This window comes from Dactylosporangium sucinum, from assembly GCF_014647515.1.
Taxonomy (GTDB): domain Bacteria; phylum Actinomycetota; class Actinomycetes; order Mycobacteriales; family Micromonosporaceae; genus Dactylosporangium; species Dactylosporangium sucinum.
Window position 1 is genome coordinate 1 of record NZ_BMPI01000016.1, and the last position, 11,879, is coordinate 11,879.

General features: G+C 72.1%; 13 protein-coding genes. 6 read left to right on the forward strand and 7 right to left on the reverse strand.

Annotation, left to right across the window (positions count from 1 at the left end; translation table 11 throughout):
• Nucleotides 1-265 precede the first annotated feature (265 nt).
• Nucleotides 266-1,099, reverse strand: a complete 834-nt coding sequence (locus tag IEZ31_RS18040) for a hemolysin family protein (protein WP_190251050.1) — start codon at nt 1,097-1,099, stop codon at nt 266-268.
• A gap of 86 nt (nt 1,100-1,185) precedes the next feature.
• Between IEZ31_RS18040 and galE the strand changes: the two genes are divergently transcribed.
• Entirely contained in the window at nt 1,186-2,151 is a 966-nt protein-coding gene (galE, locus tag IEZ31_RS18045) for a UDP-glucose 4-epimerase GalE (RefSeq protein WP_190251051.1), read from the forward strand.
• Here galE and IEZ31_RS18050 read toward each other — a convergent pair.
• The 4 genes from IEZ31_RS18050 to IEZ31_RS18065 are packed head-to-tail and all read right to left on the reverse strand — an operon-like array spanning nt 2,145 to nt 5,702.
• Nucleotides 2,145-3,326: a sialidase family protein gene (locus tag IEZ31_RS18050; RefSeq protein WP_190251052.1), complete on the reverse strand. Its 1,182-nt coding sequence runs from the start codon at nt 3,324-3,326 to the stop codon at nt 2,145-2,147. The genes galE and IEZ31_RS18050 overlap by 7 nt on opposite strands.
• Nucleotides 3,319-3,807, reverse strand: coding sequence for an RNA polymerase sigma factor (locus IEZ31_RS18055; RefSeq protein ID WP_229835364.1), 489 nt, complete (start codon nt 3,805-3,807; stop codon nt 3,319-3,321). Before IEZ31_RS18055 ends, IEZ31_RS18050 begins: the two co-directional genes overlap by 8 nt.
• 37 nt (nt 3,808-3,844) lie before the next feature.
• Entirely contained in the window at nt 3,845-5,137 is a 1,293-nt protein-coding gene (locus IEZ31_RS18060) for a beta propeller repeat protein (protein ID WP_190251054.1), read from the reverse strand.
• Nucleotides 5,127-5,702 carry an RNA polymerase sigma factor gene (locus IEZ31_RS18065; RefSeq protein WP_229835367.1) on the reverse strand — a complete coding sequence of 192 codons (576 nt, stop codon included), beginning with the start codon at nt 5,700-5,702 and terminating at the stop codon, nt 5,127-5,129. The genes IEZ31_RS18060 and IEZ31_RS18065 overlap by 11 nt, the downstream gene beginning before the upstream one ends.
• Nucleotides 5,703-5,777: 75 nt before the next feature.
• Here IEZ31_RS18065 and trpS point away from each other — a divergent pair, with 75 nt between their 5' ends.
• Genes trpS through IEZ31_RS18085 form a run of 4 tightly spaced genes read left to right on the forward strand, consistent with a single transcriptional unit; the run spans nt 5,778 to nt 8,777 of the window.
• The gene (gene trpS / locus IEZ31_RS18070; RefSeq protein WP_190251056.1) at nt 5,778-6,809 is read left to right on the forward strand and encodes a tryptophan--tRNA ligase; all 1,032 of its coding nucleotides are present in this window, start codon (nt 5,778-5,780) and stop codon (nt 6,807-6,809) included.
• Nucleotides 6,769-7,338, forward strand: coding sequence for a 2'-5' RNA ligase family protein (locus IEZ31_RS18075; protein ID WP_190251057.1), 570 nt, complete (start codon nt 6,769-6,771; stop codon nt 7,336-7,338). Before trpS ends, IEZ31_RS18075 begins: the two co-directional genes overlap by 41 nt.
• A 3-nt stretch (nt 7,339-7,341) precedes the next feature.
• The gene (locus IEZ31_RS18080) at nt 7,342-8,352 is read left to right on the forward strand and encodes a YihY/virulence factor BrkB family protein (protein WP_190251058.1); all 1,011 of its coding nucleotides are present in this window, start codon (nt 7,342-7,344) and stop codon (nt 8,350-8,352) included.
• Nucleotides 8,353-8,360: 8 nt separating this feature from the next.
• Nucleotides 8,361-8,777 carry a hypothetical protein gene (locus tag IEZ31_RS18085; RefSeq protein WP_190251059.1) on the forward strand — a complete coding sequence of 139 codons (417 nt, stop codon included), beginning with the start codon at nt 8,361-8,363 and terminating at the stop codon, nt 8,775-8,777.
• Here IEZ31_RS18085 and IEZ31_RS18090 read toward each other — a convergent pair.
• Nucleotides 8,767-10,245: a glycoside hydrolase family 13 protein gene (locus IEZ31_RS18090; protein ID WP_190251060.1), complete on the reverse strand. Its 1,479-nt coding sequence runs from the start codon at nt 10,243-10,245 to the stop codon at nt 8,767-8,769. The two genes, IEZ31_RS18085 and IEZ31_RS18090, sit on opposite strands and share 11 nt — an antisense overlap.
• 201 nt (nt 10,246-10,446) lie before the next feature.
• Nucleotides 10,447-11,382 (reverse strand): MerR family transcriptional regulator, encoded by a 936-nt coding sequence (locus IEZ31_RS18095; RefSeq protein WP_190251061.1) that lies wholly within the window; start codon nt 11,380-11,382, stop codon nt 10,447-10,449.
• Nucleotides 11,383-11,428: 46 nt separating this feature from the next.
• On the opposite strand from IEZ31_RS18095, the gene IEZ31_RS18100 reads away from it, so the two are divergent.
• Nucleotides 11,429-11,776, forward strand: a complete 348-nt coding sequence (locus tag IEZ31_RS18100; RefSeq protein WP_190251062.1) for a hypothetical protein — start codon at nt 11,429-11,431, stop codon at nt 11,774-11,776.
• Nucleotides 11,777-11,879: the final 103 nt, after the last annotated feature.

Sequence of the window (11,879 nt, forward strand, 5' to 3'; positions counted from 1 at the left end):
CGCCGGTCGCGGCCCGCGCTGGTTGGCCTCCAAAGCAAGTTGACCTTGGTGGATTTCGGCCGCCGGGGCGACCGAAACCCACCAAGGTCAACTTGTGGGGCTCGTGGCAATTGACCTTGGTGGGTTTGGGTCGTCCGGGCGGCGGAAATCCACCAAGGTCAACTTGCCAGGGTGGTGGCGTCGGGCCAGGCCATGCGGAGCTTGCGGAGCGAGCCGTTCAGGCGGGTCGGGTCGCCGTCCACGATCGCCGTTTCGACGTGTGCCGTCACTCGGTCTTTTCGCGCCCGGGCGCGTGGTCGAGGGCCGGCGAGCGGGGCGGCGGGACCGGGCGGGCGACCGCGACCCGGGCCGCGCGGCGGCCCTCGACGGTGCGGACGTGCAGGTGCCAGCCGTCGTGGCGCACCTCGTCCCCGACGGTCGGGAGCTTGCCCAGGCGGGCCATCACGAACCCGGCCACCGTCTCGTACGGGCCGGTGGGCAGGGTCAGGCCGGTGCGCTCGGCGAGGTCGGCGAGGTTCAGCAGGCCGTCGACCTCGTCGACCCGGCCCGCGGGAGGGGGTGGCGGGTCGTACTCGTCGTGGATCTCCCCGACCAGCTCCTCGATGAGGTCCTCCAGGGTGACGATGCCGGCGGTCCCGCCGTACTCGTCGACGACGACCGCCAGGTGGTGCCCGCCCCGGCGCATCTCGGACAGCGCGGCCAGCACCCGCTTGCTCGCCGGCAGGCGGTGGACCTCGCGGGTGAGCTGCCGCAGCGGGACGGCGGGGTCGGGGAACGGCAGCAGCGTCAGGTCACGGACGTGCACGAAGCCGAGCACGTCGTCCGGGTCGCCGGCGATGACGGGGAAGCGGGAGTGTCTTGCCCGCCGTACCAGAGCGATCGCCTCGGGCAACGTCAGCTGGGCGTCGAGGAAGACCACTTCGGTCCGCGGCACCATCACCTCGCGGACGTGGCCGGAGCCGGTGTTGGCCGTGATCAGCGACCTGAGCTCGGCCTCGTTGATGCGTGGTGCCTCGGGGGTAGCGTGAAGTCGACGCGCCCAGCGCTGCAACAGGGCAGCCACAGCCTGCCGTATGGTTCCGGGGGCAGCCTCCGGCATGGACGAATTGTAGGCATCCCACTCCCGGTCATTCACCGGCGACGTGTAAATTTGTTGGTTCGCGATGACTTTTGTGGAGGTACGCCGTGAGACTGCTCGTGACCGGGGGCGCCGGCTATATCGGCAGCGTCGTCACCGCGCTGCTGCTCGATGCCGGGCATGAGGTCGTCGTGCTCGACGACCTCTCGACCGGCCATCAGGACGCGGTGCCGCAGGGCGCCACCTTCGTCCGCGGCCGCGTCCACGACAGCATCGCCGACGTGCTCACGCCCGACTTCGACGGCGTGCTGCACTTCGCCGCCTTCATCGCGGCGGGGGAGAGCGTGCAGAAGCCCGAGAAGTACTGGGACAACAACGCGGTCGGCACCCTGCGCCTGCTCGACGCGATGCGCGCCGCCGGCGTGCGCCGCCTGGTCTTCTCCTCGACCGCGAACGTCTACGGCGACCCCGACACGGTCCCGATCCCGGAGACGGCCGCCGTCCGCCCCCCGAACCCGTACGCGACCTCGAAGCTGGCCGCCGACCACGCGCTCACCGGCGAGGCGGTCGGCCACGGCCTGTCCGCGGTCAGCCTGCGGTACTTCAACGTGGCCGGCGCCCTCCGCCGCGCCGACGGCTCGATGATCGGCGAGCGGCACGACCCGGAGACCCACCTGATCCCGATCGCGCTGCAGGTCGCGGCCGGCCGGCGGGAGAAGCTGCAGCTGTTCGGCGACGACTACGACACCCCGGACGGCACCAACGTCCGCGACTACATCCACGTCGCCGACCTGGGCACCGCCCACCTGCTGGCGCTGGGCACGATGGACGGCCCCGGCCACCGCGTCTACAACCTCGGCAACGGCAACGGCTTCTCCAACCGACAGGTCGTCGAGGTCGTCCGCACGGTGACCGGCCACCCGATCCCGGTCGAGATGGCCCCGCGCCGCCCGGGCGACCCGGCCCAGCTCGTGGCGTCGTCGGAGAAGGCCAGGCGCGAGCTCGGCTGGACCCCTCAGCACGTCGACCTGGCCACGATGGTGGCCGATGCCTGGGCATACATGAACTACTGAGCGTCCAGCTTCTGCCAGGTGGAGCCGTCGACCGAGAACGCCGTGTAGATGGTCGACATCTGGTACGCCACGTAGCCGGCCTGGGTCCGCGCCAGCCGCATGGTCGGGTGCAGGCCCTCCAGCCGGTGCCAGCTCACGCCCCGGTCTTCCGACACCAGCCAGTGCCCGGCGCCGTCGACGATGAGCAGGCGGCCGTCGAGCAGCGGCACCGCCTCGCCGCCGATGGTGGCGTTGCCGGCCGTCGGTTGGACCGCGCTCCAGCTGACGCCCCCGTCCGCCGAGGAGACGACGCCCACCAGCCGGGCGGGGGTGGTCGCCGGGTCCACGAGCATGGCATACACGTCCTTGCCCAGCATCGCGACCCGGGCCTCGCCCGCGGCCTCGAACGCGGTGGTCCGCCACTGCCGGCCGTCGTCGCGGGAGACCGACACCGCCGCCTTGCCGGCCGAGCTGCCGCCGACCCACCACGAGCCGTCGCCGGCCCGGACCGGGGAGGTCCAGCACACGGCGATGCCTCCCGGCTGGGCCGGCGGCGCGATCAGGCCGGTCGGCGTGACGGCCAGGAGCGGCTGGCCGCACCCTCTGCTGTACAAGTGGGCGGTCCCGGGCAGGGGAGCCGTCGCCGGGGACGCCGAGGACAGCTGCCAGGAGTCACCGACGGCGACCGTGCTGCCGGCGACCAGCGCCACCTGCGAGCCGGTGACCGTCAACACAGGCACCGAGCCGGCGCCCGTCGAGCCGAGCTCGGCCGGGACCGGGCGCAGCGCCCAGGTGCGTCCGCCGTCGACGGTGGCGTAGACGCGGTTCGTGCAGGTGCTCCCGCCCTCGCACTCGGCCGTGAGCAGGTAGCCTCGCTCGGCGTCGACGAACTCGACGTCGCGGACCGTCCCCGGCAGGTCGGTCGGCAGGTGCGGCAGCCCGTTGACGGTGACGTTCTCGGCGGTCCAGACCCCGGCCGGGTCGGTCGAGGCGGCCGGCTGCGGCGGCGGCTCGTCGCCCCCGCCGGCCACCACGCCCGCGATCACCACGGCGACCGCCGCGGCCGCTCCGCCCTGCGCGAGGCGGCGGCGCCGGCGCAGCGCCGCGGCCCGCGCGGTGATCGCCGTGAGGGGCGGCTGGTCGATGTCGAGCCGGTCGCGCTCCGCGCGCAGCCGGGTCCCCAACTGGTCAGGCACTGGTCACCTCGGCTCGGTAGCCCGGCAGCAGCGCGGCCAGCGCCGCCCGCCCCCGGGACAGCCGGGACTTCACCGTGCCCGCCGGGACGTTGAGCGCGGCCGAGATCTCGTCCACGCTGAGGTCGGCGTAGTAGTGCAGCACGATGACCTCCCGGTAGCTGCGTGGTATGGCGTCGAGCGCCTGGGTCAGGTCCGTCCGGTCGGGCTCGGGGCCGGTGCTGGTGAGCGCCGGCCGGTCCCGGAGCAGGATCAGGTCGAGGACCTTGCGGCGCCGCCATCGCCGGCGGACGACGTTCAGCGCGACGGTGCGCAGCCAGGCCTCCGGGTTGTCGATCCCGGCGAACCCGCCCGGCCGCGCGACCGCCCGCGCGAATGCCTCCTGGACGACGTCCTGCGCCTCGGTCAGGTCGGTCGTGAACGCGTAGAGCTGCGTGACCAGCCTGCGGTAACAGGCGTGGTACACCTCTGCCACGTCGCTCACGCTGTTCACGATCCCCCGGCCGGCTCCCCGGTTCCCGTCAATTCGGCAGCACCGTCGCGGAGAGGGTCGCCTCCACCCAGTTGCGGGCCTCCTTCGACACCCGCGGCGGCGAGCCGAGCGCCGCGAAGCCGTTCTCGACCGCGGCGAGCGGGCCTCCGGGGCCGGCGACGACGCCGAAGTGCTCGCCGTCGAGGCTCTCCAGGAAGACCATCTCGCTGTTGCCCTGGATCCACATCATGAGCGAGCGATCCGGGCGGGTCAGCACGCCGAACTCTCGGCCGACCAGCGCCTTGTCGCCGGTGAGCTGGGCGGGCAGCTCGATCTTCGTGGGTACTTCGATCCAGTCCTGGCCGCCGTCCGAGGTACGGAAGAACCGGATGCTGTTCGGATAGCGGACGAACGCGAAGGCGGTGTGGCCGTCGCGCGTCGCGATTCTCGGCGCGTCGAGCCCGGCCGGCGCGTCGAGCCGCCGCGCGACCCAGGTCCGCCCCTGGTCGGTGCTCACCGACACGGACGGCTGGCCGGTCGTCAGGTCGGCGCCGGCCACCCACCAGCCGGCCTCGCCGGGCAGCCCGGCGACGATCGTGCGCCGGGCCATCGGCGGCTGGCTGGCGAGCAGGCTCAGCGCGCCGTCGCCGGCCCGGACGCCGAAGAGGTCGCCGTACTGCGCCAGCTGCACGACCTTGTCGCCCAACCCCAGCAGCAGCCGGTCGCTCGGCCCGACCACGGGCGCGCCGCTCTCGCCGGGCAGCGGCGACGCGTCGGCCGTGTCGATGCTGAACCGCACCGAAGTGCGCGATCCGCCGCCCACCTCGCCGCTCAGCATGAACGTGTTGCCGGTGATCCGGACCAGGTCGACCGACTCCAGCTTGTCCAGCGGCGACTGCCGCAGCGCGTCGAGCAGGTAGGGCGTGCGCCGGTCGGCCGAGTCCTCGCGCAGCATGGTCACCTGCAGGCTGCACCGGCGGTTCTGCGGCACCTCGACGCAGACGTCGACCGCCGCCACCACGCCGTCCGGGAGGGCGCCGGCCGCGGCTCGCAGCGTCGTCGTCGACGGATACGTGCCGGTCGCCGAGACGACCGGGCCGGGCGTCCACGCCTCGCCGAGGTCGGGGTTGGGCCCGAGCGCGGCCGGGGTGGGCCGGCCGAAGATCCCGGCCAGGGCGACGGGCGCGAAGACGGCGAGCGTGCCGACGAGGGCGCCGACGACCGCCATCCGGTCGCGGATGCGCACCCGGCCGGCCCGGCGGTAGAGCGTGCTGAAGTCGGGGACCCAGGTGGCCGCCTCGATCTGCGCGCGGAGGGCGCGGAAGTCCAGCTCAGGGCGCATCTCGCACCTCTTGCTGCGGTACCTCCGGGGCAGCCTCCACCCGCCGGCGCGGCGCCTCCGGCTCGCCATCGGCGTCGCTGAGCAGGGCGGCGAGCATGGCGCGGCCCCGTGAGAGGCGTGCCTTCACCGTGCCCACCGGCACCCCTAACGCGTCGGCCACCTCGTGGACCGACATGTCGGCGAGGTGGTGCAGCACGATCGTCTCCCGCGTGGCCTGCGACAGCTGTTGCAGGGCAGCGACCAGCGCGACCCGGTTCGGGTCGACACCCGGCACGCTCTCCACCGGCCGGGCGACGCGGCCGCTGCGCACCAGTGTGTCGAACAGGCGGCGGCGCCGCCAGCGGGTCCGTGCAAGGTTCATGGCGACGGTGCGGAGCCAAGCCTCCGGGTCGGCCACGTCGAGGAACTGGCGGGGCCGGGCGAGCGCCCGCGCGTACGCCTCCTGGACGAGGTCCTGCGCCTCGGCGTGGTCGCCGGTCAGCGCATACAGGGCGGCGACGAGCCGGCGGTAGTGCGCCTGGTACGCGTCGCGGACCGCTTCGCGCGCTTCCAGCTCCTCGCCCACGCCGCGCCACCTCCCCCTCGTCGTCACGCTATCCAGACAGACGCCTGTGCGGCTCATCCGGTTGCGCCTGACAGAATGGCCGACATGTCGTCTCCCGCCCGACCGCGCGTGCTCTCCGGGATCCAGCCCACCGCCGACTCGTTCCATCTGGGCAACTATCTCGGTGCCCTGCGCAACTGGGTGGCGATGCAGGAGACGCACGACACGTTCTACTGCGTGGTCGATCTGCACGCGATCACGATGGGTCACGACCCGGCGCTGCTGCGCAAGCGCACCCGGGTGAGCGCCGCCCAGCTGCTGGCCGTGGGGCTCGACCCGGAGCGCTGCACGCTGTTCGTGCAGAGCCACGTGCCCGAGCACGCGCAGCTCGGCTGGGTGATGGGCTGCATCACCGGGTTCGGTGAGGCGAGCCGGATGACGCAGTTCAAGGACAAGTCGCAGAAGCAGGGCGCCGACCGGTCCAGCGTCGGCCTGTTCACCTATCCGATCCTGCAGGCGGCCGACATCCTGCTGTACCAGGCGGACGCCGTGCCGGTCGGCGAGGACCAGCGCCAGCACCTGGAGCTGACCCGCGACCTGGCCCAGCGCTTCAACACCACCTTCGGCCAGACGTTCACGGTGCCCGCGCCCTTCATCATCAAGGACACGGCGAAGATCACCGATCTGCAGGAGCCGACGGCGAAGATGTCGAAGTCGGCCTCGGCCGCCAACGGCCTGGTCGAGCTGCTGGAGGACCCGGCGAAGGCGGCCAAGAAGATCAAGTCGGCGGTCACCGACACCGGCCGGGAGATCATCTTCGACCAGGCGAACAAGCCCGGCGTCTCCAACCTGCTGACGATCTACGCGGCGCTGACCGGGCGCACGATCGACGACCTCGTCGAGGCATACGACGGCAAGGGCTACGGCGACCTGAAGAAGGACCTCGCGCAGGTCGTCGTCGAGTTCCTCAAGCCGATCCAGGAGCGCACCAACCTGTATCTCGACGACCCGGCGCAGCTCGACAAGCTGCTCGCGGTCGGCGCCGAGAAGGCGCGGGCCGTGGCCGTGCCGACGCTGAAGACGGTGTATGACCGCATCGGGTTCCTCGCGCCCGGCGCCGCACACTGAGGTGGACAAAACCACCATCGGTGTCGCGATCGACATCCCCCACCCCTGGGGCAGCGAGCTGACCGCCGCCCGGCTGGCCGCCGGTGACCCGGTCGGCGCCTACGTGCCCGCCCACGTCACGCTGCTGGGGCCGACCGAGATCGACGCCGGTGACCTGCCGGAGATCGACCGGCACCTGACGGCGGTGGCCGCCCGCCACCCCGCCTTCGACGTGCGGCTGCGCGGCACGGGGACGTTCCGGCCGGTGACCCAGGTGGTGTTCGTGGCGGTCGCGGCCGGCATCAGCGAGTGCGAGCGGCTGCACGCCGCGGTGCTGTCCTCGGCCGCGATCCGGACCGAGGTCCGCTTCCCGTACCACCCGCACGTGACCGTCGCGCACGACGTGCCGCCGGAGCGGCTCGACGCCGTCTTCGCCGGCCTGGCGGGCTACGAGGCGTCGTTCGCCGTCGCCGGGTTCACGCTGTTCGAGCACGACGACGGCGGCCGATGGCGTTCCTATGCGGAGTACCGTCTCGCGACGGACCATTGAGGGGTGGGCCTGCTCGACCGGCTGGAGGCCGGCCTGGACCGGGTGGTGGCCGCGGGGCGGCGCCGCTCGCGGGTGTTCGATCACGTCTGGCGCGCGCAGCAGCGGTACTTCGACGTCGACGCGGCCCGGCTCGCCGCCGCGACGGCCTACTACGGCTTCTTCGCCGTCTTCGCCATGGCCGTCGTCGCGTTCTGGATACTCGGCCGGGTGCTCGGGGGCAACCAGGCCGTCGTCGACCGGGTGCAGGTCTACCTGCAGGCCAACCTGCCGCAGCTGCACTCCGACGAGATCTTCGCCGGCAGCCAGCAGATCGGCATCATCGCCCTCGTCGGCCTGATCATCGCCGGCGTCGGCTGGGTGGAGAACCTGCGCTCCTCGCAGCGCGCCCTGTGGCACCTGCAGGAACACCCGGGCAACGCCGTCGTCCGCTGGCTGGTCGACCTCGGCGTCCTGGTGGCGCTCGGCCTGCTGCTGCTGATCTCGATCGGCATCTTCGCCGGCGTGCAGGAGCTGCTGTACTGGCTGGCCGGCGACTTCGAGCAGGACCCGGTGCGCGTCGCGCTGCGCGGGACGTCGTCGCTGCTGTCCGGGATCGTCGACGTCATCCTGGGCGCGGCCCTGCTGGTCGGGGTGCCCCGGCTGCGGATGTCGCTGCGCCGGCTGTGGCCGTCCGCGCTGCTGTTCGCCGTCGGGCTCGGCGCGCTCAAGACGGTGGGCAAGTGGTACATCACGCGGACCGAGCACAACCCGGCCTACCAGCTGGTCGCCGGCACCATCGGGCTGCTGCTCTACATGTACCTGCTGCACCAGCTGCTGCTCTTCGCGGCCGCCCTGTCGGCGACCAGCCCGCACGGCCGGGTCAAGGACCTGGCCGGCGGCCAGCCCCGGGCCGACGTCCGGTCGGCCGAACGCGCGGCGCAGCTCGTCGAGGAGGCGGCCGAGACGACGGAGCGGGCGGCGCACATCGTGGCTTCCGGCGGTTCGGCGCCGCCTGAGCGCTCCGACCCGTCATGATGGGCGCCGTGGGTGCACTCGTGACTTTGGACCTGCCGGCCGACGCGCCGGCGCTGACCCTGCCGTGGATCATCACCTTCGGCCCGATGGACGACGAGGAGGAGTGGGAGCCGGTCGTCTGCGGCCCCTACGAGCGGGCGCACGCACTGGCCCTCGCGGAGGCCGTGGTCGCCGACGAGGACCTGATGGCGGTCGTCGAGCCGCTCCAGCCGCACGTGACGGTGGCCCAGATCCAGGGCGACATCGCCGCCTCGCGGATGGCCGCCGAGAACGAGGACCTGGAGACCGCGGCCCTGGACGAGGAGATGGGCGACCATCACCACGACCACGATCACGACGAGGACGAAGACCACACGCACGAGCCGCCGTCCGTCGACGACATTCGTGCCGGTTTCGCCCGGATCGCGGCGAAGCTCACGTCCTGATCCAGACGGTCGTGTCCGGGGGGAGCTCGTCCGTCAAGGGCGAGCTCGCCAGCACCGGCGCTGTTGGAAGCGGCACCGGCGAGCCGCCGAGGTTGGCGGCGACGAGGAACCGTTCGGTCTCGAAGCAGAGGACGCCGTCGGGCGCCGGGCGCCAGGCGAACTCCCGCGCGGGTCGCCGCAGGCGCAGCGCCTTCCGGTACAGGTTGAGCATCGAGTCGGGGTCGTCCCGCTGTACCGCGACCGTCGCGGCCGCCCACTCGGGCGGCATCGGCAGCCAGCTCCGCCTCGCCGGGCTGAACCCGAACGGCGGGGCGTCGCCCTCCCACGGCAGCGGCACCCGGCAGCCGTCGCGGCCCGGCTCCCTGCCGCCGGAGCGGATCCACTGTGGGTCGACCCGCACCTCGTCGGGCAGGTCGAGCACCTCGGGCAGGCCCAGCTCCTCGCCCTGGTAGACGTACGCCGACCCGGGCAGCCCGAGCATGAGCAGCGCCGCCGCCCGGGCTCGGCGCAGCCCGGTGAGCCCGCCGCCGAAGCGGGTGACGTGCCGCCGGCGGTCGTGGTTGGACAGCACCCAGGTGGTCGGCGCCCCCACGTTGCCGGCCGCCTCCAGCGATGCGTCGATGACTCCCCGCAGTACCGCCGGATCCCACGGCGCCTCGAGGAAGTCGAAGTTGAAGGCCTGGTGCAGCTCGTCCCCGGCGACGTAGCGCGCGACCCGGTCGGGCTCCGAGTCGAACACCTCGGCGACGGTCATCCGCTCGCCCGGGTACGAGTCGATGAGCTTGCGCCAGGCGCGGTAGATCTCGTGGACCTCTTCCTGGTCGAAGTACGGCAGCACGGTGTTCCGCCCCAGGTCGGGCAGCCCCTCGGCCTTGATCATCCCGTGCGCCACGTCGACCCGGAACCCGTCGACGCCCCTGTCCAGCCAGAACCGCAGGATGGCGTCGAACTCGTCGCGGACCTGCGGGTTGCGCCAGTTGAGATCGGGCTGCCCGGGGTCGAACAGGTGCAGGTACCAGCTCCCGTCGGCGACCCTGGTCCAGGCCGGCCCGCCGAACAGCGACTGCCAGTCGTTGGGTGGTCGCTCCCCGCGGCCGTTGCGGAAGACGTACTGGTCGCGCCGCTGCTCCTGGAACCAGGGATGCTGGTCGGAGGTGTGGTTGGGGACGATGTCGACGATGACCTTGAGCCCGACCTTATGCGCCTCGGCGAGCATGCCGTCGAAGTCGCTCAGCGTCCCGAACACGGGGTCGACGTCGCGGTGGTCGGCGACGTCATATCCGCCGTCGACCATGGGCGACCGGTAGAACGGCGACAGCCAGACGGCGTCCACGCCGAGGTCGGCGAGGTAGGCGAGCTTCCCGGTGACGCCCGGCAGGTCACCGACGCCGTCGCCGTCCGAGTCGGCGAAGCTGCGCGGATAGACCTGGTAGATAACGGCACTCCGCCACCATTCCACGTCAGCCACGCTAACCGCTCAAACCGCCCCAAGTCCGGCTCTTCGCGCGACTGTCCCATGCCCGTTCCATGATCGAGGGCGAGTTCTGGCTGTCCCAGCGACCAGATGTTTCCCTCGATCATGGAGTTGGTCGGTCGTGCCGCTGCCGGAGCCCCGCAAAGCGGGCGGTCCGGCGCCAGGTTCGGCGGTGCGTGCGACGGGCGCGGGCGGTTAGCTGTGCGCTTTCAGGGCGGACAGGAACCAGGACCACCTGTGGGTCGTCGTCGGCACCGGCGGCCAGCCGTTGATCACCGCCATCAGCTGCCAGTAGCGCTCCGCCCGCGGGTCGACGGCCAGCTCCAGGCCGTCGATGAGCTCCGCGCGGTACGCCGGGTCGTCCGCCCGGTCGAAGGCCGCCGCCCAGCGGCCCGTCACCTCCGACACCACCTCGGCCGCCGCCGGGTCCTCCGGGGTCACGCCCCGGTCCATCGCCGCCGCAACGTGGTCGGTAAACCACGAAATATCGGACATCTCGGTGGGCACCGACCGCGGCGGCGCCGAGGAGTCTAACGAGCGGCGGCTCATCTCGCGCAGCCGGGCGCGAAAGTCCGGCGCCCGCAGCAGCGATGCCAGCTCGATCCACGCGTCCACCTGCTCGTCCGTCGGATCGTCCGGCAGGTCGGGGGTGGCGCTGCGCATCATGCCGGCGAACTTGGTCGCCTCCTCCGAGGCCGGCAGGTCCGCGAAGACGGTGTCGAAGAACTCTTCCACGATCCGCCGGCGTTCGTCGGCGGATGCCTGGGTGATGCGGGTCATGCGCTCCAGCTCCGAGGGTGACGGGTCGCGGCGGGCCACCGCGCGCAGGGCCGCGCGGCGCAGGCGCAGGACCCGGATCTGCACGCCGATGGCCTCGGCGTGGGCGGCGGCGACGCTCGCCAGGTCGACGCCGTTGTCCAGGACGCGGCGGATGGTGGCGATGTCCAGCCCCAGCTCCCGCAGCGTGCGGACGAACTCGAGGCGCACGAGCGCACCGTGGTCGTACCGCCGGTAGTTGGCGCGCGACCGCTCGGCCTCCGGCACCAGCCCGACGTCCGAGTAGTACCGGATCGTCTTCACCGGCAGCCCGGTCAGGCGCGACAGCTCCCCGATGTTCACGTCACTCAGCATCGACCCTCCAGTAGGGGGAGAGTCAACGAGCCGCTACCTTGCGCTGGTGGAACCGTTGCGGCTCATCCTCCTCTTCGCCCACCTGATCGGGTTCGCGCTGCTGCTCGGCGGCGCCGTCACGCAGTACCTCGCGAAACCCCTCCGCATCAACAGCGCCATGGTCTGGGGTGCCGGGATCCAGGTCCTGACCGGCCTCGGGCTCGCCGCTCCGCTGCGGGGCGGCGGCGACGCCGAGCCCGATCCGGCCAAGCTGGCCGTCAAGGGCGTCATCGGGATCATGATCTTCGTCATGGCCTTCTTCTCGCGCAAACGGGACGTGCTCAACTCGGGGCACTTCCTCGCATTGGCCGGGTTAACGCTGGTTAACGCCGCCGTTGCGGTCTTTTGGAGGTAAACCGCGTGTTACAAGATCGATCTCAGTAGGTCCAAGCGACTGCTGGCACGTCACGGCCCTATAACGCACTCCTCCCAACCGTGCAGCAAATGGCAGAACTGTC